The sequence below is a fragment of the Saccharibacillus alkalitolerans genome (assembly GCF_011090185.1).
GTDB lineage: Bacteria > Bacillota > Bacilli > Paenibacillales > Paenibacillaceae > Saccharibacillus > Saccharibacillus alkalitolerans.
The window spans coordinates 101,389-124,898 of the sequence record NZ_JAAFGS010000010.1 but is presented as its reverse complement, the minus strand read 5'-3'; the positions used below and the strand labels follow the sequence as shown (position 1 = coordinate 124,898).

The 23,510-nt window shown below is 59.9% G+C and carries 20 protein-coding genes and 1 pseudogene; 19 read left to right on the top strand and 2 right to left on the bottom strand.

Annotated features, from left to right (window positions below):
* Positions 1-52: 52 nt before the first annotated feature.
* Entirely contained in the window at positions 53-1,501 is a 1,449-nt protein-coding gene (gene cls, locus GYN08_RS20995) for a cardiolipin synthase (protein ID WP_206023861.1), read from the bottom strand.
* Positions 1,502-1,751: 250 nt separating this feature from the next.
* Here cls and GYN08_RS20990 point away from each other — a divergent pair, with 250 nt between their 5' ends.
* The 5 genes and pseudogenes from GYN08_RS20990 to GYN08_RS20970 all read left to right on the top strand — a co-directional run bounded on the left by GYN08_RS20990 (position 1,752) and on the right by GYN08_RS20970 (position 6,715).
* A complete protein-coding gene (locus tag GYN08_RS20990; RefSeq protein ID WP_166278787.1) occupies positions 1,752-2,693 on the top strand; it encodes a sensor histidine kinase in 942 nt (313 codons plus the stop codon).
* Complete coding sequence (locus GYN08_RS20985) at positions 2,690-3,352, top strand: response regulator (RefSeq protein WP_166278784.1); 663 nt, start codon at positions 2,690-2,692, stop codon at positions 3,350-3,352. The genes GYN08_RS20990 and GYN08_RS20985 overlap by 4 nt, the downstream gene beginning before the upstream one ends.
* 159 nt (positions 3,353-3,511) lie before the next feature.
* Positions 3,512-5,197: a copper resistance CopC/CopD family protein gene (locus GYN08_RS20980; RefSeq protein ID WP_166278780.1), complete on the top strand. Its 1,686-nt coding sequence runs from the start codon at positions 3,512-3,514 to the stop codon at positions 5,195-5,197.
* Between the two features lie 52 nt (positions 5,198-5,249).
* Positions 5,250-5,804, top strand: a pseudogene (locus GYN08_RS23860) (DUF1775 domain-containing protein); the annotation flags it as partial.
* 458 nt (positions 5,805-6,262) lie between these two features.
* Positions 6,263-6,715 (top strand): CBS domain-containing protein, encoded by a 453-nt coding sequence (locus GYN08_RS20970; RefSeq protein ID WP_166278777.1) that lies wholly within the window; start codon positions 6,263-6,265, stop codon positions 6,713-6,715.
* Positions 6,716-6,807: 92 nt separating this feature from the next.
* On the opposite strand, the gene GYN08_RS20965 is transcribed toward GYN08_RS20970, so the two are convergent.
* On the bottom strand, positions 6,808-7,740 hold the full coding sequence (locus GYN08_RS20965) for an alpha/beta hydrolase family protein (protein ID WP_166278774.1): 933 nt from the start codon (positions 7,738-7,740) through the stop codon (positions 6,808-6,810).
* 192 nt (positions 7,741-7,932) lie between these two features.
* Between GYN08_RS20965 and GYN08_RS20960 the strand changes: the two genes are divergently transcribed.
* The 14 genes from GYN08_RS20960 (at position 7,933) to GYN08_RS20895 (ending at position 23,299) form a co-directional block, all read left to right on the top strand.
* A complete protein-coding gene (locus tag GYN08_RS20960; protein ID WP_166278771.1) occupies positions 7,933-8,460 on the top strand; it encodes a sigma-70 family RNA polymerase sigma factor in 528 nt (175 codons plus the stop codon).
* Between the two features lie 46 nt (positions 8,461-8,506).
* Positions 8,507-9,643, top strand: a complete 1,137-nt coding sequence (locus GYN08_RS20955; RefSeq protein ID WP_166278768.1) for a hypothetical protein — start codon at positions 8,507-8,509, stop codon at positions 9,641-9,643.
* Entirely contained in the window at positions 9,640-10,617 is a 978-nt protein-coding gene (locus GYN08_RS20950) for an ABC transporter ATP-binding protein (RefSeq protein ID WP_328802989.1), read from the top strand. The genes GYN08_RS20955 and GYN08_RS20950 overlap by 4 nt, the downstream gene beginning before the upstream one ends.
* The gene (locus GYN08_RS20945) at positions 10,614-11,453 is read left to right on the top strand and encodes an ABC transporter permease (protein WP_166278765.1); all 840 of its coding nucleotides are present in this window, start codon (positions 10,614-10,616) and stop codon (positions 11,451-11,453) included. The genes GYN08_RS20950 and GYN08_RS20945 overlap by 4 nt, the downstream gene beginning before the upstream one ends.
* A gap of 26 nt (positions 11,454-11,479) precedes the next feature.
* Complete coding sequence (locus GYN08_RS20940; RefSeq protein ID WP_166278762.1) at positions 11,480-12,046, top strand: hypothetical protein; 567 nt, start codon at positions 11,480-11,482, stop codon at positions 12,044-12,046.
* Positions 12,047-12,350: 304 nt separating this feature from the next.
* Positions 12,351-14,306, top strand: coding sequence for an ATP-dependent DNA helicase (locus GYN08_RS20935; RefSeq protein ID WP_166278759.1), 1,956 nt, complete (start codon positions 12,351-12,353; stop codon positions 14,304-14,306).
* Entirely contained in the window at positions 14,303-14,599 is a 297-nt protein-coding gene (locus tag GYN08_RS20930) for a DUF6509 family protein (RefSeq protein WP_166278756.1), read from the top strand. Before GYN08_RS20935 ends, GYN08_RS20930 begins: the two co-directional genes overlap by 4 nt.
* 216 nt (positions 14,600-14,815) lie before the next feature.
* A complete protein-coding gene (locus GYN08_RS20925) occupies positions 14,816-17,218 on the top strand; it encodes an ABC transporter ATP-binding protein/permease (RefSeq protein ID WP_166278753.1) in 2,403 nt (800 codons plus the stop codon).
* 393 nt (positions 17,219-17,611) lie between these two features.
* A complete protein-coding gene (locus tag GYN08_RS20920) occupies positions 17,612-18,106 on the top strand; it encodes a MarR family winged helix-turn-helix transcriptional regulator (RefSeq protein ID WP_166278750.1) in 495 nt (164 codons plus the stop codon).
* A 106-nt stretch (positions 18,107-18,212) separates the two neighbouring features.
* Positions 18,213-19,166 carry a ring-cleaving dioxygenase gene (locus GYN08_RS20915; RefSeq protein ID WP_166278747.1) on the top strand — a complete coding sequence of 318 codons (954 nt, stop codon included), beginning with the start codon at positions 18,213-18,215 and terminating at the stop codon, positions 19,164-19,166.
* A gap of 86 nt (positions 19,167-19,252) precedes the next feature.
* Entirely contained in the window at positions 19,253-19,864 is a 612-nt protein-coding gene (locus GYN08_RS20910; RefSeq protein ID WP_166278744.1) for an alpha/beta hydrolase, read from the top strand.
* A 206-nt stretch (positions 19,865-20,070) separates the two neighbouring features.
* A complete protein-coding gene (locus GYN08_RS20905; RefSeq protein ID WP_166278741.1) occupies positions 20,071-20,862 on the top strand; it encodes a sulfite exporter TauE/SafE family protein in 792 nt (263 codons plus the stop codon).
* A gap of 131 nt (positions 20,863-20,993) precedes the next feature.
* The gene (locus GYN08_RS20900) at positions 20,994-22,202 is read left to right on the top strand and encodes a DNA glycosylase AlkZ-like family protein (RefSeq protein WP_166278738.1); all 1,209 of its coding nucleotides are present in this window, start codon (positions 20,994-20,996) and stop codon (positions 22,200-22,202) included.
* A gap of 128 nt (positions 22,203-22,330) precedes the next feature.
* A complete protein-coding gene (locus GYN08_RS20895) occupies positions 22,331-23,299 on the top strand; it encodes an iron-hydroxamate ABC transporter substrate-binding protein (RefSeq protein ID WP_166278883.1) in 969 nt (322 codons plus the stop codon).
* Positions 23,300-23,510: the final 211 nt, after the last annotated feature.

Below are 23,510 nucleotides of genomic sequence, written 5' to 3'. Positions count from 1 at the left end.
CGCGCAGGCGGAGTCGGAGCGGATTTTTTTGCCGAAACGCGCACGGCGGTTCTTACAAGATCGGGGACAACAGCCGGGTGAACGACTCGAGAATCTTGCGCAGCAGCGGACGACGTTTGTACATTTCGAGAGTCAGCACTTCGCTGTCCTCCATGTCTTTGCGGAACAAAGCTTCCAGCTCGCCCGCCTTCTCGGAATCGTAAACGATCGCGTTGACTTCGAAATTCAGCTTGTAGCTGCGGATATCCATATTGGCCGTGCCGACCGAGGCCAAGCGTCCGTCGACGACCATCGTTTTGGCGTGAAGGAAGCCTTTTTTGTACAAATAGCAGTTGACGCCCAGATCCAGCAGTTCGCCGAGGTAAGAGTAAGACGCCCAATAGACCATTTTGTGATCGGGCACTTTCGGGATCATCAGATGGACTTCGACGCCCGACAGAATGGCCATCTTCAGCGCGGTCATCATGCTCTCGTCGGGAATGAAGTACGGGGTCTGAATCATGATCGTCTCGCGCGCCTCGTCCATCATTTTGATATAGGCGAGCTTGATCGTTTCCCGGCTCTGGTCCGGACCGCTGGAGATGATCTGGGCGCCGACCCCGCCCGAGAACGGACGGTCGACCGTAAGGAACAGGTTTTCCGGCAGCTTCTGGCGAACGGACAGACTCCAGTCATGCAGAAAAATGGCATGCATCTGAATCAGGGCCGTTCCTTCGATGCGCAGATGCGTGTCGCGCCAGTAACCGAATTTTTTGACTTCGCCGAGATACTCGTCTCCGACGTTGAAACCGCCGATGTAGCCGCATGCGCCGTCGATGATGACGAGCTTTCGGTGGTTGCGGTAGTTCATTTTGAAGTTGATGAACGGAATGCGCGAAGGGAAGAAGGGAGCCGCCAGGCCGCCCGCTTCGCGAAATTGACGGAGAAAGCGGCGTCCGACCTTTTTGCTGCCCCAGGCATCGTACAAAACGCGGACTTCGACGCCCTGCTTCGCTTTTTCGGTGAGCGCGTCGATCATTCGCCGTCCCAGTTTGTCGTTCTGCCAGATGTAGTATTGGACATGGATATATCTCTTCGCGCGCTCGATGTCTGCCAGCAGCGCCTCGAATTTCTCCTTGCCGTCCGAGTAGACGGTGACTTCGTTATCCTGCGTGTACAGCGAAAAATCGCCGACCATGTTCATATGCAGCAGCTCGCGGTAGCGTGCCGTGCGCGGATCGTTGAACGGGAGTTTGTCGTCGAGCAGAAGCTGACGCTGAACGGAGACGCCGGGCAGCAAAATTTTCTCCTGTTCCCTGAGCTGGTAGCGCTTGACCCTGCTGAGGTTTTGGCCGAAAAACAGGTAAAGCACGAAGCCGACGATCGGGAGGAAAAACAGGACCATCAGCCAAGCCCAGGTGACTCCGATGTCGCGTCTCTCCAAAAACACGACGGTCAGCGCGAGGAGTAAGTTCAATACAAGCAAAAACCACGGAGAGTGGTCAAACCAATACAATTCCAATTGCTGCGACCTCCGCTTTCGATGAGGGATTCAAGGACGGATATCCTTAAAGGTTGATAGAAAGAATTTTACAGCATACCGAAGCTCAGTGTAACCGATTGTGAGCAATAAGTGAACATTTCGGACCGTCGGAAGCTTGAAAAAGTCGGAAAAGCGTCAAACGTAGCCCGAACGGGCCATTTGCCGGAGCGCTTTTTTGGTTAAAATTTAATGGACCGCCGATGCCGCGGAAGAGAAAGGCGGAGAGCGCATGAGTTACAAGCAGGTGAAGTGGCTGATTTTGTTTCTGCCGACGGTAGTCGTCGGCTTATGGGAATACATCCGTCATCAATTTCTGATGCCGGTATTGTCGATGGACGCGGGCAATATGCTGACGCCGGTGCTCGTCTTCCTCGTCAGCGTAACGCTGCTGCGCCGACTGTTCGCCATGCTCGAACGCATGCAGCGCGAACTGGAGCAGGCCCGTTCGGTCAAAGCGAATCTCGAAGCGCGCGAAGAATTGGCGAGGGAACTGCACGACGGCATTGCGCAGTCGCTGTTTCTGTTATCGGTCAAGCTGGACCGGATGGAGAGAAGGGCGGGCGATTCGGGACTCGGCGGCGAGCTGGGCGCCGTGCGCCGCACGGTCCGCGAGGTGGACCGTTACGTTCGCCAGGCGCTGGCGAACTTGAGGGAGCCGAAGGCGCGGACGGCGCCGGGAAGCGGGGCGGGGACGGGAAGCGGGGCGGGATCTTCCGCGCCCCGCCGCGGCCCGGAAACGGCGGTAGAAGCCGTTTCTGCGGGTTCCTCCGAGGCCGATCAACCCGCGGAAGAATCGATGGCCGCGCGCGTCGGGCGGCTGGCGGAAGAGGCGATGATCGACGTGGCGGTCGATTGGAGCCTGCCGGACGAGTCGCTGGCGAGCCGCGAGAAAGCGGAGCTGCTCGCCTGCATCCGCGAAGCGGTCATCAACGTTCGCAAGCATGCGCACGCGGCGCACGCGCAGGTGACCGGCCGGGGCTCCGCCTCCGGCTGGACGGTCGAAGTCGCGGACGACGGCCGGGGATTCGACGGCGATCCGCTGGCGGCCCCCGGCCGCTACGGGCTTAAAATCATGGCCGACCGGGCGCAGGAGATGGGCTGGCGCTTCGAATTGAATTCGAAGCCGGGCCGAACTTCGGTCCGTCTCGGCAAAGGGGAGGAACCGCGATGAACCGCTGCCGGGTATTGGTCGTGGACGACCACAAGCATGCGCAGGAAGCGATCCGCGATATCCTGTCGCTCGATCCGCTGTTCGAAGTAGTCGGCGTCGTATCGGACGGCGCCGAGGCGATCTCGTTTACCGAACAGTGGATGCCGGACCTGATCCTGATGGACATCCGCATGAGCGGCATGGGCGGACTGGAAGCGACGGGACGCATCAAAATGGCCTATCCGTACGTCAAGATCGTCATCATCACCGTATCCGACGATATTGCGTATCTGCTGGAAGCGTTGAAGCAGGGAGCCCAGGGGTATCTGCTTAAAAATCTGGCTCCTTCCACCTGGATCGAATATTTGAAGGCGATCGTCAGCGAGGAAGCGCCGCTTACGCGGGAGCTGGCGTTTCAGATCCTGAAAGAATTTTCCGCTCCCGCCGCGGAGCCGGAAAGCGACGCGCTGACGGCGAGGGAGCGCGAAATTTTGCGTCAGGTGGCATCGGGGCTTACCAACCGGGAAGCCGCCGAGGTGCTGGGGATTTCGGAGCACACAGTGAAGAATCATCTGAAAAACATTTTGCAAAAGCTTCAGCTGCAGAACCGGGTGCAGCTGACCCGGTACGCGATGGAAAAAGGCTGGGTCGGACGCGACGGGTTCGGCGGAGAGCGCTGAGCGTACAAGGTCCGTGCGGCAAGCTCTGCCCCGCGCGCCCGGTTCACGGCCGCAATCCGGCGATGTCGCCGGAAATTCACACGGAATCCGCGCCGGCCGGGAAAAGCTTTCGTGCAAATGCTTTCCCGGTTCGGCGTTTTTACGGAAAGGAAGAATAGGATGAAAGCAAGGCACGGATGGAAAAGGCTCGGCTTGATGCCGCTGCTGGCGGCGCTGCTGATCGCGGCGCTCGTTCTGCCGGGCCTCGCCTCGGCGCACGCGACGCTTCTGTCGTCGACGCCGGCCGACCAAACGTCGGTCGCGCAGATGCCCGAGCAGATCGAATTGACGTTCAACGAGACGATTCAAGGCGAGTTCATGTCGATCTCGGTTACCGATACGGCGGGAAAAGACATGCCTGTCGGGCAGGCGGCTCTGTCTCCGGACGATACTCATATCGTGCAGGCCGAGATCGGAGGAGAATTCCCGGACGGCATCTACACGATGAACTGGCGCGTCGTGTCCGCGGACGGTCACCCGATCCGGGGCACGATCCGCTTCGGCGTCGGTTCGGACGGCGTGCTGACCGATGCCGGCGTGGCCGGCGGCGCGGCGGATTATACGCCGGGCGCCGATACGGTCGCCCAGCGGGCCGCGCTTTATACGCTGCTGTCGCTGACGGCGGGCAGCATGCTGTTTCTCGGCTTCCTGCTGCCGCCGGAGCTGCGGGGCGTCAAGAAAGCGGCCCGTCCGGGGCGCGTCTGGTTCTGGATCTCGCTGGCCGGCCTGCTGCTGGTCGTTCTGATCGGGCTGCCGCTTCAAGCGAAGCTGTTCGCGGACGTGCCGTGGAGCGAGGCGTTCGGCCGCGAAATTCTGAGCCAGACGCTGGAAGGCACGTCTTCGGGCCGAATGTTCCTGCTGCAGCTGCTGCTGCTGATGATGATCGCCGGCGCGGTGGTCGTCAACGACTTGATGGGATGGGGCAAACGGGGCGGCCACTGGACGATCGCGATCATCGGCTTCGTGCTGCTGCTCGTGACGAAGGCGCTCACGGGACACGCGGCGGGAACGGAGCATGTCTTCTGGCAGGTGACGGCCGACACGCTGCATCTGCTCGGCGCTTCGGTCTGGGTCGGCGGCCTGCTGATGCTGCTGCTGGCGATTCCCGCCGGGTCAAGCGCCGACGGGGAAGGCTCGCCGTTCTGGAAAACGGCGTTTCGGCGCTTTGCGCCGTGGGCGTTCGCTTCGGTGATCGCGCTGGTGCTGAGCGGCGTCGTCATGGGCGCGGCGCATGTGCCGGCCTGGTCGGACCTGTTCACGAGCCGCTACGGCCTGCTGCTCGTGGCCAAAGCGGCGCTGCTGCTCGTCATGGCCGCACTCGGCTTTCTGCACTTCCGCCGGGCCCGGCGGAACGGGGACAAGCGGGGAACCGCGTCGCTGGCCGCCGAGCTCGCGGCGGGCGTCGTCGTGCTCGTTCTGGCCGGCCTGCTGACGAACGTGCCGACGCCGCAGCCCGCGGAAGCGGCTCCGGCGGCCTTTACGGACACGCAGCCGGCCGAAGACGCGGATAACGCGGTCATCTCGCTCGACGTGCGTCCGCTTCAGGTAGGGACCAGCACCTTTACGGTCCGTTTCGCGGACGCGGAAGGCGCGGAGCGGATCGATTGGCAGCAGGTTACCCTGCGCATCTCTCCTCAGACCGCGCCCGGGGATTACACGGAAGTGAAAGCGGAAGCCCGCGAAGACGGGAGCTACGCCGCTTCCGGACTTTACTTCGGCAGCGCCGGGACATGGAATGTCGAAGTGCACGGCTTGTCCGAAAAGTTCGAACAGGCCGACCGCACGTTTACGATGGAAGTCAAATAAAGAAAAAAACGAATAAAGGCGGGATCGGAAAATGACGATTGCGAATACGAAAATGAACAAAACTTGGAAAAAGCTGCTCGCTCTCGCGGCGCCGGCTTCCGCGGCTCTGCTGATGTTTGCCGCGGCGGCAAGCGCGCACGTGACCGTGCTGCCGAAAGAATCGGCGACGGGAGCCTGGGAGACGTACACGATGAAAGTTCCGGTCGAGAAAGACGTCAACACGAATAAGGTCGTGCTGAAAATGCCGGAAGGCGTCGAATTCCAGCAGTACGAACCGATTCCGGGCTGGACGACCTCGGTCGATGAAGCGGCCGGTACCGTCACCTGGGAAGCGGAAGGCAATGGAATCGCGGCCGGCCAATTCCAGCGCTTCACGTTCGTGGCGAAAAATCCGGCGGAAGAAGGCGAAGCGGCCTGGGACGCTTTCCAATATTACGCGGACGGCAGCATCGTGGAATGGACCGGCGACGAAAACGCCGATACGCCGCACTCGATCACGACGATCGGCGCTGCGGCCAGCGACACGGCGGCGGATGCGCACGGTCATGCCGCAGGCGCGGCCGGTGCCGCGGCGTCCGACGATGCGGCATCGGCAAACGAAGCGGCGGTCAGCGATCCGGCTTCGGCCCCGGCAGACGAAGCGGGAGAGCCCGCTTCCGATACGGATTCGGCGCCCGAAGCTTCGGCAGTCAGCGATCCGGCGTCCGCTGCCGCGGACGCGCCTTCCGATGCGCCTGCATCGGAATCGAATTCCGTCCTGCTGTACGTGACGCTTGCGCTGTCGATCGCGGCCATCGCGTTGTCCGGCGCGGCGCTGTTATCGCGCAAACGCAAATCTTAAGCGGATAAAAGTCAAAGCCGGCTTCGCGCCGAAGACTTACGAAGCGCCCGAAATTCGGGCGCTTTTTTGCTTTTCCGAGCCCCGGGCGGATTTTTACTCCGCCGTTACACTCCTCTTGAACAGCGCTTACGCTGGGGGCGTACGATGACGGATAAAGTACGGTAATCGTAATTAGGCGGCCCGGAAAGTCCGGGTAGGAAGCCGATCGAGAGGAGTTCTTCACAATGACGTTTGTCAGCGAAAACAAGATTCGCCCTTTGGGCCTGAATAGCAGTGAGACACTGGAGCCGATTGTAGAGGGAGCAGGGCTGTTGGCCGTTCCGGCGCCGGTGCTGCCCGACACCGCGACCTGCGGGGAGACGCTGCGCCTGCTGTCCAAGCGTCAGCACGAAGCCTGCGTCGTGATCTGCGACGCCAAGCAGCGCCCGGTAGGGCTCGTGATGAGCGATGCGTTCTATATCCAGATGAACGCGGAATACGAACCGGAGCATCTGTACGATCTTCCGGTCAGCCGCTTGATGAGCCTGCATCCGATGACCGTCGATTTCGGCGCGTCCGTCGGCTTCGTACGCGAACTCGCAGCCTTGCGTCCGTCCCGTACGCGCAAGGAAGCGATCGTCGTTACGCGCGGCGGAACGTTTTTCGGCGTCGTCCGCTCGGAAGATCTGCAGGGTTAAACGCAAAGCAAGAGCGAATACCTAAAAAGGCACGGAGCTTATGCTCCGCGCCTTTTTTTCGTCATGACGCGCCTTTCCGCCCGGGAAGGCGATCAAGAACGCGGCGCCGGAATTTCCGTTTCCAGCCACCGAAACATGCCCGCCAGCACGATCATCCGCGCCGCATGCGACATATGATGCCCAAAGCCTTCCAGGCGGGCCAGCGAAGCGGGTTTATTCCGCCTGAGCAGTTCTTCGTACATCCGCTCGCCGTGACCGTAGTCGACTTGAGCGTCCTGCGTGCCGTGAATGATTAGAACCGGACATTCGATCTCCCGGGCCATATGGATCGGAGAACGGTCGCGGTAGACCTCGGGCAGCTTATAAGCCGAGCCGCCGACGACCCGTTTCAGCATGCGCCGAAGATCGACCCGTTCTTCGTACGTTTGCGCCAGATCGGAAAGTCCGCCCAGCAGAACGAGCCGAGAAGCCCGTTCGTGAACCGCCGCGTCCGTCGCGTTGACCGAGCCTCGCGAGAAGCCCATTACGGCGAGCCGTTCGGGATCTGCCCAAGGGAGCGCTTTGGCGAGCCGCACCGCGACCCTCGAGTCTTCCAGATCGGCTCCGCCGAACCGGTCATGCCCGACCCCGCTTTCCCCGCCGCGATAGCAGGGCGCCATCACGATATGTCCAAAAGAAGCGAATTCGGCCAGCCAATCGAGCTGCACGCGGCCGACCCGGCCGATGCCTCCCCGGCAGTACACGAGCACCGGATAAGGCGCTTTATTGGAGAAAGCGGGTTTTTCCGTTCCGGCCGCCGCATATTCTTCGGGTGCATAGTCGGGGGCTTCGCCGGCAGCGCGCTTCGCCGCTTCGGCCGCCGCCGGCAGGATGCAGGCCGCCGCTGCCGCGGTCAGCCCGTCGTCCCCGCATTCCCGCCGGAGAAAGGCGGCCAGTTCTTCTTCCGTCGTCTCAAGCCCCGGCGGCAGCGCGACATATCCGGCTACCCGAAGCCCGTCCGACAAATACGTGATGCGATAAATCATGTCCGACTCCTTTCCCGCTTCGAAGCAGAAGTTGTATAGTCAAAAGATAACCCTTCCATTTTAACGTCCTATGCGTTTAATTTCGAATTTCAATTTTTTTTTGAAAAGACGGTATAAATTCCGGGAACCCCCCGTCTTTCCAGTGTATATACGGCAAGGAAGAGCGGCCGCACTTCACAAGGAGGTTTACCGATGGATAATTCTTATACGGAATCCGATGCGTTTCGCGCGGTATTTCTTGAATATTACCCCGGCGTGCGCCGGAAGCTGATCGCGATGGTCAAAGACGAGGCGACGGCGGAGGATTTGGCGCAGGAGGTGTTCCTGCGGCTGTACCGCAATCCGCCGGACGATCCGAGGGTGCTCGGCGCCTGGCTGCATCGGGTGCTGACCCGGATCGCCTACGACCATACCGATCGGCTGGTCCGGCAGAGGAAGCTGCAGGAGAAGCAGGAACAGTATTTCGACCGCGAAAATACGTGGGAGAGCGGCGAAGAAGCGCTGCTTCGCAGCGAAGAGCGGGAACAGGTGAGCGAACTGCTGGACGAACTGCCGGAGCGGGACCGCAGGGTGCTGATGCTTAAGTATTCCGGCTACAGCTACGCCGAGATCGCCGAAGAAATCGCGGTCCAGCCGCCGAGAGTCGGTTCGCTGCTGAACCGGGCCGCCGACAAGCTGCGCAAACGCGCCGCTGGCAAACCGAACGGATTAGAACTATAAGAAGCCGATGGCCACTCGAACTTGAACTTATTGGGAGGAAAAAAGGATGACAACGAATAAAGAAACCGAACGCGATCAAGCTCTGGCGCGGGAAGCTTGGACCCGAATGGAAGCCCGTTTGCAAAGCGAACCGGCCAATCCAGCATGGGCGACTTGGAACGAACGCAGGACTGCCGCGCAGAGCGAGCAAGCGGCTGCCGCTGCGGAAACCGTGACCGTTTCCGGAACTTCCGCGCGTAACGAATCGGCGGAATCGGCCGCTGCCGCGGTTTCGTCGCCGGCCGCCGCACCCGCCGCCCGCCGCCGTCTGTCTGCCAAAGCGCGCAAAAACATCGTCCGGCTGGCGGTGACCGCAGCCGCCGCGGCCGCGATCGTCACGGCCGTCACGCCGGCCGGCAACCGGGCGTTGGCGGATATGCTGAACCGGTTTACGATGCAGGACGTGGTGCTCGTGCAGGAGAACGATATGCGGAATATGATCCAGTCGGTCTATAACTACGGCGAGTCGTACGAATCCAACAACCGCTACGGCAGCTCCGAGAGCATTTCGCTGGGCAAATTCGAAGAGGACGAAACGCCGGAAACGTTCAGAACGAAACTCGGATTCAAACCGATCGTCGCGCCGGACGGAGGGGAAAGCACGATGAGCATGTGGAAAGGAAGCAAGACGGTCATGAAGCTGAACGTGGCGGAAGTCAACGAGACGATGCGCCGGCTGGGCGCGCCGCATCTGTTCCCGCAGGAAGCGGACGGCAAAGCGATCACGCTGATTTCTCCGGCTGCGATCTATTACAATTTCAATCCGGGCGACGACACCGGCAACAATTGGGCCGTGTTGACGCAGTCGAATATGCCGACCGTGGAATTCGACGATACGTTCCCGGTCGAAGAAACAATGAAGGCCGTCATCAATTTCCCGGCTTTGCCGGGAGAGTTGAAAAACAGTCTGGAACATTCGGCCGTATCGAGCGGAAAACTTCCGCTGCCGATGTATGCCAACGGCGCCGCGCACCAGATCGACGTGAACGGCGTAAAAGCGACTTACATGTACGACGCGGAAGGCAAGCGCTACACCGCTTTCTGGAGCAAAGACAATCAATTGTTCGAGTTTAATGCGAGTGAAAGCTTCCGTCAAAACGAAGCGGGCTTCCTCGAATTCCTGAAAGGACTGGTCGCGCAGTGAACGTAATCCCCGATGCGGCGATGCCTGCCGTTCATACCCAAGGACTCAGTAAAATTTACGATAACGGACGCGGCTGCAGGAACATCACGCTGACGGTGGGGAAAGGGGAAGCCTTCGGCTTCCTCGGTCCCAACGGGGCGGGCAAAAGCACGTTCGTCAAAATGCTGGTCGGACTTGTCCGGCCGAGCGGCGGCGAAGGCGAATTGTTCGGAAGCCCGATCGGTTCTTTGGAAGCCCGGCGTTTGATCGGTTATCTGCCGGAACTGTACCGGTATCCCGAATGGCTGACGGGCGAAGAGGTGATGCGCATGCACGCCGGTCTTCTGGGACTCGAAAACCTCGACGCCAAATCGAAAATCCGCGCCCGTCTGGACGAAGTCGGCATCGGCAAGCGCGGTTCCGACCGCGTCAAGCAGTATTCGAAAGGCATGCAGCAGCGTCTCGGATTGGCCTGCGCGCTTCTCGGCGATCCCGACATCCTGTTTTTGGACGAACCGTCTTCGGCGATGGACCCCGTCGGACGCCGCGAAGTGCGCGAACTGCTGCTGGAATTGAAAAAAAGAGGCAAAACGCTGTTTCTCAATTCGCACTTGATGGAAGACGTCGAAGCGGTATGCGACCGGATGGCGCTTATGCTGAACGGAGACATGATCCGCTCGGGTTCGGTACCGGATATGTTGAAAACGAAAGTCCGCTGGCGCTTCAAAGTCGGCGGGTTTTCGCTTCTTCTGCTGGATTGGCTGCAGGAAGAAAGCGGCGTTGTTTTGACGGCGGAAGTGCCGGCCGACGCCGGTTGGGACGAGCCCGTCTGGTTGGAAGCCGAACTCGAGGACGAGTACCGGGCCGCATTGCTGAACGCTTTGATCGTCGAACAGGGGATGACGTTGTACGAATCGAACGCTTACCGGGAAAAACTCGAAGATTGGTTCCTCGAAACCGTATCCGGACGCGACCAGAGGGGGGAGAGTCGATGAATACGATCATACGGGCGACGTGGCAGGAGATGGCCCGCCGCAAAATGCTGCTGATCACGCTCGTGCTGACGGCTCTTTTCCTGGCCGTTTTTTGGTTTATCGCGGATACGGTCGCGCTGCCGGGCGGAGGCGCAGCTTCCGATTTGATCGGCCAATTCGCCCGCCGCAGCGCGATTCTGTCTCTAGGCTTCTTTTTCGGCGGCTTCGTCGTCGCTTTCTTGGCGATCTTCAGCTCGTTTTCGGTCATTTCCGGCGAAGCGGAGCAGGGCGTGCTGCAGGCGGTGCTTACCCGTCCGATTCCGCGTTGGAAATGGTATGTGGGGCGCTGGATCGGTTATGTGTCGTTGATCGGTACATACGCGCTGCTGCTGTACGTTTGCATCGTCGCGATCACGGGCGTGCATGCCGGCTTCAATCGACATGCGGGCGACAATGTCTCTTCGCTGCTGTTGTTTTTGGCCGCGGTACCGGCTTTGGTCAGTCTTTCGATGCTCGGATCGTGCCTGTTCTCGGGAATCGGCAACGGCGTCTTCGTGACGATGATGTACGGAGCGGGCTGGCTCGGGGGCATGGTCGAAAAAGTGCGGGGCGTGCTTCCGGTCGAACCCGACGTCCAGGCGACTTTATCGCGGATCGGCGCGCTCCTGTCGCTCGTCATGCCGGGCGATGGACTCAACCGCCGTATGCAGTACGTGCTTACCCAGGGCGCGGGCGAAACGATTCCGTTTCTGACGGGAGGCAATCCGCCTTCGAACGCGTTTATCGTCTATGCTTTGATTTATACCGTTTTTGCTTTCGGGCTCGGATTGTGGTTATTTAAAAGGAAAGACTTTTAAGACCATGATGAAGGAAGGGAACGTTTATGGGCCGACAAACTTATCATATTCCGTTCGGAACCGAAGCCTCGAAACCGTCGCTCAAAGGAACGATGATTTATTACGATTCGTTCCAGCATACGACCGACGAACAGTTAGCGCGCGCGGCGCAGGCGGCCGCGGCGCGATCGTTCTCGCAGCTGGTGCTGTATCCGCTGCATGAAGCGACCGTCAAGCGTTTGACCGGAGAAACCGCCAGCGCTTTTTACAAACGGGACGACCGGGTGCACGAATGGCGGCGCGATCAGCGGATCATGCGCAACGTCACGGTCGAAAACTGGGACGGCAAGCGCAAAAAGTATACGCCGCTGGAGGCGGCGCTGCGGTTCATGGACGAAAAATATCCGTCGCCGCTGTTCCTGTACCTGACCGCCGATAACGCCAACCGGTTCGCTTCTTTCGCCACGTTCGAGGAATGGATCGTGCGCATCCGCCTTGTGGTGGACGAACCGCCTGCGCGCCTTCATCCCCGGTTGGAGAAATACCGGCATCGCTGGGATACCGTCGACGAACTGCTGGCGAAGGACAAGCCGGAGGAGCGTGAAGGGCGTTGACCCCGAAGCCGCTCCCTTTGTTGGGAACCGGAATTCGTCCGTTTTCGCTCTCCGTCTTCACCATGGCCTCATAACCGTATAAGCCGCGCTTCCGCCGCTTCCTTTACACTGCAACTGTAAAGGAAGCGGCTTTTGCTCGATTTCCGGCGTTATTCGCGCGACTTTTTCGCCGGAATCTTAAGCGTCCATCCAAAACCCCTCTCGCCAAGATCGGCTTTTCCGGTTATAATGACGGGTGGCCCGATTGTTGACTTTTTGACAATCGCCGTCTTTCAGGATCGATTCACCCAAATCCGCAAGTTCAATGGAGGCTATAACCGCTTTGACCACTACTTATCCGTTCACGTTCGATCCCGCGGCGCCTTTTTTGGATCAGGCATCCGACTGGATCGCGGACGTTTTTTACGATATTTTGCCCGAGGCGGGTTTCGAGACCCGCGACGAACAGATTTTCATGGCGTTCCAGCTGGAGCGCGCTTATAAAGAAAAAAAGACCATTTTCGCCGAAGCCGGCGTCGGAACGGGCAAGACGCTCGTGTATCTGCTGTACGCGTCGCTGTATGCCCGCTATACCCGCAAGCCGGCAGTCATCGCCTGCGCCGACGAGTCGCTGATCGAGCAGCTCGTCAAGCCGGAAGGCGATATCGCCAAGATTGCCCGCCATCTGAATTTGAACATCGACGTGCGTCTGGGCAAGTCGCAGGATCAGTACCTCTGCCTCAATAAGCTCGAAGAGGTGCGCGGTCCGGGCGAAGACGAGCAGATCTTTCAGGAGATCTACGAAGAACTTCCGCCGTTCGTGCATTTCCCGGACACGCTGCAGGCGTTTTACCCGTACGGCAGCCGCAAAGATTATCCGGAGCTGGACGACCGGCAGTGGAACAAGGTAGGCTGGGACGTGTTCCAGGATTGTCTGATCTGCCCGCGCCGCCATCGCTGCGGACAGACGCTGTCGCGCGACCATTACCGCAAAGCGACCGATCTGATCGTATGCTCGCACGACTTTTACATGGAGCATGTGTGGACGTACGAAGCGCGCAAGCGCGAAGGCCAGCTGCCGCTGCTGCCGGAGCACAGCTCCGTCGTATTCGACGAAGGACATCTGCTGGAAACGGCCGCCCAGAGCGCGTTGACCTACAAGCTCAAACATTCGGCGTTCGAATCGATCGTGACCCGGCTGCTCGAAGGAGAAGTCCGCGAGACGCTGGCGCTTGCCGTCGAGCGCGCGATCGAGCGCAGCGACGATCTGTTCGCGCTGCTGGAACGATACAGCACCAAAGTTCCGGCATCGGAGCGCAGCGAACTCGAATTGTCCGCCGAGCTGATGAACGGCGTGAGCGCGTTCCGCGCGGCGGTCGACGCGATCGAGGAAGAGATCGTGTTCGAGAGCGGCATGTTCAGCCTGGACGAATACCAGCTGCGCATCGTGGAAGAGCATCTGGAGATGATGCAGACGGCGCTGGCGCTGTTCAATAATCCGCGCGAGCTGATCTGCTGGACGCAGGACGACAAGGGCGACATGACGCTCGTGCTGATGCCGAAAAAGGTCAAGGAAATTCTGAACGAGCGGGTCTTCGGCAAAAAGATGCCGATCATTTTCTCTTCGGCCACGCTGTCGGCGGACGAGTCGTTCGACTATATCGCGGACAGCCTCGGCGTAAGCGACTACCTGTCGTTCTCTGTCGCATCGCCGTACGATTACGAAGAGAGCATGAAGGCCGCGCTGCATACGGAGGCGTCCGTCGCGGCCAAGGCGGATCACGTGCTTCGCGGACTGCGCCGCCGCGAGGGCGGCACGCTGCTGCTGTTCCCGTCGCGTGAAGCGATGGAAGCGTTCCGCGCCGAGGCCGATTCGCGTGCCGAGTTCGCGGAATTCCCGATGCTGTACGAAGGCGACGCGGAGATCAGCCGGCTCATCTCGGAGTTCCAGAACGGCACGTTCGTCAATCTGTGCGCCGTGACGCTGTGGGAAGGTCTCGACGTGCCGGGCGATTCCCTGAATCACGTCGTGATCTGGGAGCTGCCGTTCCCGCCGAACGATCCGGTATTCGCCGCCAAGCGCAGGGAGTCCGCGGACCCGTTCGGCGAGGTCGATATGCCGTACATGCTGCTGCGTCTGCGTCAGGGCATCGGCCGTCTGATCCGCACGAGCGGAGACAGCGGGCGAGTCGATATCTTCGGCGAAGCTTTACAACAACAGGACGTGCGCGAACGGGTAGGCAGCCTGCTGCCGGCCGGCGCCGCAAAGGAGAATGAATGATGGAATTCACGGAATACACGGTCGAGAAAATTCGCGACGCCTTCGGCATCGTACAGGGCGAGCGCTACGAATTCATGCTCGAATTCGAAGTCGACGAGGAGGACGAGCTGTATACGCCGCAGGGTCTGCTGCTGCGCGTAATCTATGCCGTGAACGGCGAGGAGAAGCGGATCGTCAAGCACGAAATCATCGAGCGCGGCACGCAGAAGGTGCTGGAATTCGATCTCGAGGACGACGAACTGGAAGAAACGGAAGCGTTCTGCGCCGCGCACTACGCGGAAGGCGAAGAGTAATTCCGGTCTGCGGCCGATGACGGGAACTTGACGCGGCGTATTGGCGGGTTGAGACAAATTCGGTTTTTTAAGGGGAGCCTCCGCAGGCTCTCTTTTTTTTGCTTCGAATTTGTCCAAATGAAGGCGAAGGATGAAGACCGTTCCCGAACGTGCTACGATGAAAGTGCACCGGTGCATCAATCCGGCCGGCGCCGCGCAGGGAAAGGAGAACCTCTCATGCTTCGACTCGAACGCATTTCCAAACGGTACACGACGGGGGACTTTACGCAAACCGCGCTGGATAAGGTCAGCTTGACGTTTCGCGAAAGCGAATTCGTCGCGATCCTCGGTCCCAGCGGCTCGGGCAAGACGACCTGCCTGAATCTGATCGGAGGCTTGGACCGCTACGACGAAGGCGATCTTTTAATTAACGGACAATCGACCAAGCGGTTCAAGGACCGCGACTGGGACGCCTATCGCAACAACAGCGTAGGATTCGTGTTCCAAAGTTACAATCTGATTTCGCATATGAGCATCGTGGGCAACGTGGAAATGGGCATGACGCTCAGCGGGATAAGCGCTTCGGTTCGGCGCCGGAAGGCGGAAGAAGTGCTTGAGAGGGTCGGCCTCAAGGAACACATGCACAAAAAGCCGGGACAGCTCTCCGGCGGACAGATGCAGCGGGTGGCGATCGCACGCGCGCTTGCCAACGATCCCGATATCATCCTCGCCGACGAGCCGACCGGCGCGCTGGACACGGCGACGAGCGCGCAAATCATGGATCTGATTCGCGAGATCGCCGGCGACAAGCTTGTCGTCATGGTCACGCACAATCCGGAACTCGCGGAACGATACGCCGACCGGATCGTGCAGTTCCGCGACGGGCAGGTCGTCTCGGACAGCAACCCCCCGGAGACGGGAGGCGAAACGACGGATTACATGCTGAAAAAAACGGCGATGAGCTACCTGACCGCGTTAAAGCTGTCGGGCCGCAACATCGCCACTAAGAAATGGAGAACCGCGCTGACGGCGTTCGCGTCGAGCATCGGCATTATCGGCATCGCTCTGATTCTGTCGCTGTCGAACGGCTTCGACAAGCAGATCAGCAAGTACGAATCCGGCGCGCTGTCCAATTTTCCCGTTACGATCAGCCGCACGGCGGCGAACATCGACTTCACGCAGCCGCCCCCGGGCACGCCGGGCGGCGACGAAGTCCCGCTGCCGGAATTCCCGCAGGACCGGCAGGTATACCCGTACAATCCGGCGATTAACACCGTTCTGCATGCGAACCGTATTACGGACGAGTATTTGGATTACGTGAATGCGATCGATCCGGCGCTGCTGGACGGCATTTCGTTTACGCGGGAAACCAACCTGAACGTGCTCAAGCGTTCGGCGGACGGCGAAGTATCCGGCGTCGATCCCGGCGGGGCGGGATTTGCCTCCTATCCTTCCAAGCCCGCGGGCGTGGGGGGGAGCTATCTGGAGCAGGTGTACGACGTGCTGGCGGGCGGGCTGCCGACGGAGCCGACCGATCTGGTGCTCGTCGTGGACGGGTATAACCGGATCGACGCTTCGGCGCTCGAAGCGCTGGGTTTCGACTTCGGCGCCCCCTCCATCGATTTCGACCGAATCGTCGGCGCGACGTTCAAGTTGGTTCCGAACGATCTGTTTTACCGAAGCGCGGACGGCGGGCTGTTCGAACGGGCCGCCGGGCCGGAATTGGATGCGCTGTACGAGAATCCGAAGTCGGTGACGTTGACCGTATCGGGCATCATTCGGAAAAAGCGGGATTCGCCGATGTCCACCATGGACCCGGGCATCGCGTATTCCGACGAGCTGACCGAACAATTCATCGCCGACGCGCAGTCTTCGGCGGTGGTGCGGGCCCAACGGGATAATCCGGCGGTCAACGTGATCGGGGGACGTCCGTTCAACCGGGCGAATCCGTTTTCCGCATTCGGAGGAACAGGCTTCGGACCTCCGGGTATGGGGGGGCCTTCTTCCGGAAGCGGCGTCGACCCGGCGGACGCGACAACGCTGGACCAGGCCTTATCCGCGCTCGGCGCTTCTTCGCAGCCGGCCTCGGTCTCGCTGTACCCGAAAGATTTCAACGCGAAAGAAGACATTACGGCCTACCTCGACGCCTGGAACGCGGGCAAAGAGACCGAGGATCAGGTGATCTATACCGACTTGGCGGCGACGGTCACCCGCTTATCGAGCGGCATTATGAACGGAATCACGATCGTGCTGATCGCGTTCGCTTCGATCTCGCTGTTCGTGTCGCTGATTATGATCGGCATCATCACCTACATTTCCGTATTGGAACGGACGAAGGAGATCGGAGTGCTGCGGGCGCTCGGCGCGCGGAAGAAGGACATTACCCGCGTGTTCAACGCCGAAACGTTCATCATCGGCGCGGCTTCCGGGCTGCTGGGCATCGCCATCGCGTATCTGCTGACGGTTCCGATCAACGCCGTGCTGAAGTCGATGACCGACCTGTCGGGCGTCGCGGTGCTCGATCCGCTGCATGCGCTGGCCCTCGTGGTGCTCAGCGTCGCGCTGACCGTGCTCGGCGGATTCATCCCGGCCAAGTTCGCGTCGCGCAAAGACCCGGTGGCCGCGCTGCGCAGCGAATAACTTCGGACGAAGAATGCGTCCTCGGGCTGTTTCGTCTTCCGGTTCTTTGGGGAAAAGGCTGTAGAGCAAGCCGGCGCAGGTCGGCTCCATTTTCCCCTGAGGAGGTCAATCATCATGAAGAAGCTGCTGCGTACGGTGGGCACGATCGTGACGGTCATTACGACGGCCAAGCAAGTGATCAATCTGGTACAGGGCATGCGCAAAAAACGCTGAGTCCTCCAGACCGACAAAGTCCCTTTAGGGGCTTTTTTTCTTTTTTCGGGTCGGGGAGAAGAAAAGGTTGACAGGAAGAAGAAAAACAATTATCTTTAATCAAAGAGATTTAAATTAAAATATATTGTCAATCGTTAAAGGAATCCGGATACGGCTGCGTACTTAAGGAGGTGAATTCAAATGGCGGAACACGAAGAAGAACAGCGAAGGAGTGCCCAAGCTCCGGCTGCGGAGACGGCGGACGCCGGACAGGACGAGGCGCTGAAGCTGTTCGTGATTCTCTCGAAAGCCTATAAGAACGTGATGGACCGCGCGGTCAAGGATATGAAAAAGCACGGTTTGTCGCCGTCCGAATTCACGATCCTTGAAGTGCTGTACAACAAGGGACGCTTTCCGCTGCAGCAGATCGGCGAGAAAATTCTGATCACCAGCGGCAGCGTCACCTACAACATCGACAAGCTGGAGAAGAGGGAGCTGCTGCGGCGCGTGCCGAGTCCGAGCGACCGGCGCGTCATTTACGCGGAGATTACGGAGAACGGACGAGAGCTGTTCGACCGGATCTTCCCTGAACATGCCGCGGAAGTGAGGCGGATCATGGGCGGCCTGAGCGCCGAAGAGACGGAAACGGCGGCGGCGCTGTTGAAGAAGCTGGGCAAAGGAGCGGAACGCGGATAGCGTTTCGTCCCCGGCACGGGGTCAAATTTCCGCACGTCTTATACTTTGGATTTAAGAAATTCAAATATGAATCATATAATATTCATGGCGAAAAGGAGCGATCATCATGGCTTTGCAAACGGCAGGGATTCACCATATTACGGCTTTCGCGGGCGACCCGCAGGCCAACGTCGATTTTTACGCGGGAGTGCTGGGGCTTCGCCTGGTAAAAAAAACGATCAACTTCGACGCTCCCGACGTGTATCACCTGTACTTCGGCAACGAAGAAGGCGCGCCTGGCACCATTATTACGTTTTTCCCGTTTTCCGGAGCGCGCCGGGGACGGATCGGCGGCGGGCAGGTCGGATTCACGACTTACGTCATTCCGGTCGGCGCGTCGGCTTTTTGGAAAAAGCGGCTGCGCGGCTACGGCATTTCGGTCACGGAAGCGGAGCGGTTCGGCGAACACTACCTGCAGTTTAAAGATAACGAAGGGCTGCAGCTCGAACTGGTGGAACGCGAGGAGGGCCCGGAATCGGGCTGGTCGTTCGGCGGCGTGCCTGCGAATCAAGCTATCAAGGGCTTCGGCGGCGCTGTGCTGTACAGCGTGAACCCGGAACGTACCGCGCAGGTGCTGGAAACGGTGCTGGGCATGGAAAAAATCGGCGAGTATGCCGGCTTTGTCCGCTTCCGGGCGACCGGCGAGCTGGGCAATCTGATCGACCTGCCGATGTCGGCCGTTCCGCGGGGAGCGGGCGGCGCGGGCACGGTGCACCATATCGCGTGGCGCGCGGCCGATTTCGACGAGCACGACAAGTGGCGCGGCGCCGTGAGCGAAGGCGGGTTCCAACCGACGCCCGTCATCGACCGTCAATATTTCCATGCGGTCTACTTCCGGGAAGAAGGCGGCATTCTGTTCGAAATCGCGACCGATCCGCCGGGATTCGCCGTGGACGAGACGCCGGACGAACTGGGCGAAGGCTTGATGCTGCCGGCCTGGTACGAGGACAAGCGGCGGCAGATCGAAGACGGACTGCTGCCGATCGAGGTCCGTGAGCGTGAGGCAAACGCCGGGCAATAAGAGCAAAACGCGGGCAGCGGGGAGCGCGGTTCCCTGCTGCCGCCGAACATGGCCGGAACGAAAACGATTCGGGAGGAGACGAAAACATGAAGCATATTTTCCGAAAAGGCGCAAACGAGGGGCTGCCTACGGTAGTCGTATTTCACGGAACGGGAGGAACGGAAAACGATCTGATTCCGCTGGCGGAAATGGTCGCTCCGGGAGCTTCGATTCTGTCCATCAAAGGAAACGTGTCGGAAAACGGCATGGCGCGCTTTTTCCGCCGGCTGGCGGAGGGCGTATTCGACGAGGAGGATCTGGTCTTCCGCACTCATGAAATTCGCGACTTCCTGCAGGAAGCGGCGGAACAGCGGGGCTTTGATGCTTCCAATCTCGTCGCGCTCGGCTATTCCAACGGCGCCAATATCGCGGCCAGCCTGATGTTCCACTTCGAAGGCGCGTTCAAGGGCGCGATACTGCACCATCCGATGGTGCCGATGCGCGGCCTCGATCTGCCGAACATGGACGGCGTACGGGTATTCGTCGGCGCGGGACGCAACGACGGTATGGTGCCGGCCGCCAACACGGAAGAGCTGATCGCTCTGCTGGAAGGAGCGGGAGCCGACGTCAAGGCGAACTGGGAGCACTTCGGCCATCAGCTGACGCGGACGGAAGCGGAAGCGGCTCGGCGCTGGTTCGCCGAACATTTTGCGGACTGATTCGTCCGCCTTGAAGGACCCTTCGAATTCGAGGGGTTCTTTTTGCTGCGGCCTTCTAAGCGGTTGGGAAGGGGAGCCTGGTTCGGAGAGCTTGCCCCGCGCCGATCGGGCGGGCTAAACTAGAAGCAGTTTTAGCGGGCAGCATGCATAAGGAACGCGGCTGTATACTTTTCGACTACGGGCAAAAGAAAGGAATCGTTCAATCCATGGAAATCATTCTGCTTATCTCCGTCGGCATGCTCGCTTCGGTCTGCGGCGCGGCGGCGGGACTCGGCGGAGGGTTCATCATCGTGCCGGTGCTGGCGCTGCTGTACGTCATTCCCGTATCGGACATCTCGGGCACGTCGATGGCGGTGCTGTTCGTCAGCGCCATCTCGAGCACGATCGCTTACGCCCGGCAAAAAAGAATCGACTATCGCAGCGGGTTGTCTTTTGCCGTCGCGATGATTCCGGGGTCGATTCTGGGCGCCTGGACGACCGGGATCGTGGGAAATCGGGTGTTTTTCGTCTCGCTGGGGATCTTCCTCGTACTGATGGCGATCTCGATTAATTTTAAGCCGACCGAAAGCCGTTCCGGATTTCTGAAGCCCAACGCAAGCCGCAGCCTGCTGGACGCTTCCGGCATTCGGCACGAGTACTCGTTCAATATGACCTTTGCGGCAGGCGTCGCTTTTTTCGTCGGCTTCTTATCGAGCCTGTTCGGCATCGGCGGAGGTTCGGTTATGGTGCCGACGATGATTTTGTTCCTGGCTTTTCCGCCCCATATCGCGACCGCTACTTCGATGTTTTCCATTTTGGTGTCGGCGTTCGTCGGTACGCTCTCGCACGCTCTGCTCGGTCACGTGATGTGGGATAAATTCATCTGGCTGGCGCTGGGCGCGCTGGCCGGCGGGCAGATCGGCGCGAGAATCGCCTCGAAAATCCCGGCGATCGCCGTCGTGCGCGTCCTGTCGGTCTGCCTGCTGATCGCGGCCGTCCGGCTGATGTTCAAAGGCTGAGCGAAGAGCCTGCCGGCAAAGATAAGCGGACGCCGGGGAGCCGAACCGGACAGGCTGCTGTCCGGGTTGACCTTGTACGATGAATGCGGAACTGCCGGGGAGGCAGGGAACGCGAGAAAGGGGAGCGGAACATGACACAGCGGCGATATTCGTTGACCCGGGAGCAGGCGAGGCGATTTCTGTTCGATTATCACGGTTTGTCGCACGAATTCGACTCGTCGGGCAAAGCGGGCATTCTGGCGTATATCCGAAAGGTCGGCTGCATCCAGTTCGATCCGCTTAATGTGGTCGGGACCAATCCGGAGCTCGTGCTGCAGTCGCGCATCGCGGATTTCGATCGCCGCATGCTGTGGGAGATGCTGTACGAGGAACGGAGCCTGGTCGATTATTGGGACAAAAACATGGCGATCTTCCCGATGGAAGATTGGCCGAATTTCGAGCGTCACCGGCAGAAGCATCAGGCCTGGTTCAACAAAAACCCCGCCGCCGCGACGGCCGTGCTGGAAGAGATCGCGGAGAGGGGACCGCTCTGCTCCGCCGATCTGGAATACGACGAGAAGATCGACTGGGCATGGGGGCCGACGCGGCTGGCCCGGGCCGCGCTCGAAGGTTCTTATTTTGCCGGGCGGCTGGCGCTTCATCGCAAAGCCTCGGGCCGCAAATATTACGACCTGGCCGAACGGATCGTGCCCGAAAAGTTATACGGCCTGCCGGACCCGTTCGTCGGCGACGCGGCGTATAACGAATGGGTTCTGCTGCGGCGGATCGGCAGCGTAGGGCTGCTCTGGAACCGTCCGAGCGACGCGCTGCTCATGACGGGCATGAAGGCCGCGCAGCGCACGGCCGCCTTCGGCGCGCTGCTCTCGCGCGGCGAGATCCTGATCGCGGATGTCGAAGGTCTCGGACATCCGCTGTATCTTCGCGCGGCGGACGCCGCGCTGCTCGAGGCATCGCTGGCGGCGGGGCCGCTCGCCGCGGAAGGAGAGAAGCGTGCGGCGGCGCGTCCGATGCGCGCCTGCGTGCTGGCGCCGCTGGACAATCTGCTCTGGGATCGCAGGCTGATCCTGGAACTGTATGGGTTCGACTACCGCTGGGAAGTCTACAAGCCGGCCTCGGAGCGCAAATACGGCTACTACGTGCTGCCCGTCGCGGCCGACGGGCGCTTCGTCGCCCGGTTCGAGCCGGAGAAGCAGCGCGGATCGGAGCCGCTGGTCCTCAAACATTGGTGGTGGGAGGACGGCGAAGGTGCCGACCCGGCCGTGCGAGGCAGCGTGGAGCGGGCGCTGCGCCGGTTCGCGGCTTCGCTCGGCACGACGTTCGAAGGGGAGCTGCCTGGATGAGGCGGCTTCTTTTTTTTTGCTCTCAAGTTGACATTGACGCTCCGGCAGGCTACACTTCAGGTGGATATGATAATGATTATCAACGGCGAATACATAAAAGGCCGAAATCGCGGGGGGATATTGAAATGATGAAAAAGAAATCGTATTTGGCCGCAGCCTGTCTGCTGCTGTTCATGCTCGTGCTGAGCGCCTGCGGAGGAGCGGCGGGCAGCGACGCGAAAACGGCTTCGCCGGAAACGGGGACCGAGGCGGCTGCCGGCGGCGCGGAAGAAGCGGCTTCGGGCACCGTGACTTACGAATCGGAGAGCGGGCCGGTCCAAGTTCCCGCCAATCCGACCCGGATCGTGGCGCTGACGAACGCGCCGAACGTGCTGTCGCTGGGCGTGACGCCGGTCGGCGTCGATCAATGGACGGGCAACAATCCGCTGTTTACGGAGAAGCTCAAGGGCGTGACGGTCGTAACGGAAGAAGATCCGGAAAGCGTAGCCGCTTTGGCGCCGGACCTGATCATTGCCGGATCGACGACGAAGAATCTCGATCAGTTGAACAAAATCGCGCCGACGGTCGTCTACACCTGGGGCAAGCTGAATTATTTGGATCAGCAGGTCGCGGTCGGCAAGCTGCTGGGCAAGGAAGCCGAAGCCCAGGCGTGGGTCGACGATTTCACGAAAAGAGCGTCCGAGATCGGCGGCAGGATCAAAGCCGAGTACGGCGACGACGTGACGGTATCCGTTATGGAAGTCGACGGCAAAAGCGCGTACGTCATGGGCGACAGTTGGGCGCGCGGAACGGAAATCCTGTATCAAGCCATGGGCTTGAAAATGCCGGACAAAGTCAAGGAAGCCGTGACGTCGGAAGGATACTATTCGCTCTCGCTCGAAGTGCTGCCGGAATACATGGGCGATTTTATCGCGGTCAGCCGCAAGCTGGACGCTTCCAACGAGATCATGGGTTCGGAAGTCTGGAAGCAGATTCCGGCCGTGAAGGAAGGGCATGTGATCGAATTCGAATCGAGAGCGTCTTCCTACAGCGATCCGACGACGCTCGAAAACCTGCTCGGCATTTTCGAAAAGGGATTCCTGGGCGATTCGAAATAAAAGATTCAGGTTCGGGGGAAAAACCGAACCGTCTAAATTCGGCGGACGGGCGCAATCGAAAGGCGCGCGGCGAATACGCGAAAGCATCCAAAAACCGGAAACCAAGGTCCGATCGACGGACCTTGGTTTCCGGTTTTTTACTGCGCGACTTTACAAACAAATCCTACTTTTTGTCTGCAAAGAAGGTATAATCAAAAATTGGGGACGGCAG

What these genes read in the sequence shown, in the direction of transcription:
- GYN08_RS20990 (WP_166278787.1), top strand. Translation starts at nt 1,752, where the DNA reads ATGAGTTACAAGCAGGTGAAGTGGCTGATTTTGTTTCTGCCGACGGTA.
- GYN08_RS20985 (WP_166278784.1), top strand. Translation starts at nt 2,690, where the DNA reads ATGAACCGCTGCCGGGTATTGGTCGTGGACGACCACAAGCATGCGCAG.
- GYN08_RS20980 (WP_166278780.1), top strand. Translation starts at nt 3,512, where the DNA reads ATGAAAGCAAGGCACGGATGGAAAAGGCTCGGCTTGATGCCGCTGCTG.
- GYN08_RS20970 (WP_166278777.1), top strand. Translation starts at nt 6,263, where the DNA reads ATGACGTTTGTCAGCGAAAACAAGATTCGCCCTTTGGGCCTGAATAGC.
- GYN08_RS20965 (WP_166278774.1), bottom strand. Translation starts at nt 7,740, where the DNA reads ATGATTTATCGCATCACGTATTTGTCGGACGGGCTTCGGGTAGCCGGA.
- GYN08_RS20960 (WP_166278771.1), top strand. Translation starts at nt 7,933, where the DNA reads ATGGATAATTCTTATACGGAATCCGATGCGTTTCGCGCGGTATTTCTT.
- GYN08_RS20955 (WP_166278768.1), top strand. Translation starts at nt 8,507, where the DNA reads ATGACAACGAATAAAGAAACCGAACGCGATCAAGCTCTGGCGCGGGAA.
- GYN08_RS20945 (WP_166278765.1), top strand. Translation starts at nt 10,614, where the DNA reads ATGAATACGATCATACGGGCGACGTGGCAGGAGATGGCCCGCCGCAAA.
- GYN08_RS20940 (WP_166278762.1), top strand. Translation starts at nt 11,480, where the DNA reads ATGGGCCGACAAACTTATCATATTCCGTTCGGAACCGAAGCCTCGAAA.
- GYN08_RS20935 (WP_166278759.1), top strand. Translation starts at nt 12,351, where the DNA reads ATGGAGGCTATAACCGCTTTGACCACTACTTATCCGTTCACGTTCGAT.
- GYN08_RS20930 (WP_166278756.1), top strand. Translation starts at nt 14,303, where the DNA reads ATGATGGAATTCACGGAATACACGGTCGAGAAAATTCGCGACGCCTTC.
- GYN08_RS20925 (WP_166278753.1), top strand. Translation starts at nt 14,816, where the DNA reads ATGCTTCGACTCGAACGCATTTCCAAACGGTACACGACGGGGGACTTT.
- GYN08_RS20920 (WP_166278750.1), top strand. Translation starts at nt 17,612, where the DNA reads ATGGCGGAACACGAAGAAGAACAGCGAAGGAGTGCCCAAGCTCCGGCT.
- GYN08_RS20915 (WP_166278747.1), top strand. Translation starts at nt 18,213, where the DNA reads ATGGCTTTGCAAACGGCAGGGATTCACCATATTACGGCTTTCGCGGGC.
- GYN08_RS20910 (WP_166278744.1), top strand. Translation starts at nt 19,253, where the DNA reads ATGAAGCATATTTTCCGAAAAGGCGCAAACGAGGGGCTGCCTACGGTA.
- GYN08_RS20905 (WP_166278741.1), top strand. Translation starts at nt 20,071, where the DNA reads ATGGAAATCATTCTGCTTATCTCCGTCGGCATGCTCGCTTCGGTCTGC.
- GYN08_RS20900 (WP_166278738.1), top strand. Translation starts at nt 20,994, where the DNA reads ATGACACAGCGGCGATATTCGTTGACCCGGGAGCAGGCGAGGCGATTT.
- GYN08_RS20895 (WP_166278883.1), top strand. Translation starts at nt 22,331, where the DNA reads ATGAAAAAGAAATCGTATTTGGCCGCAGCCTGTCTGCTGCTGTTCATG.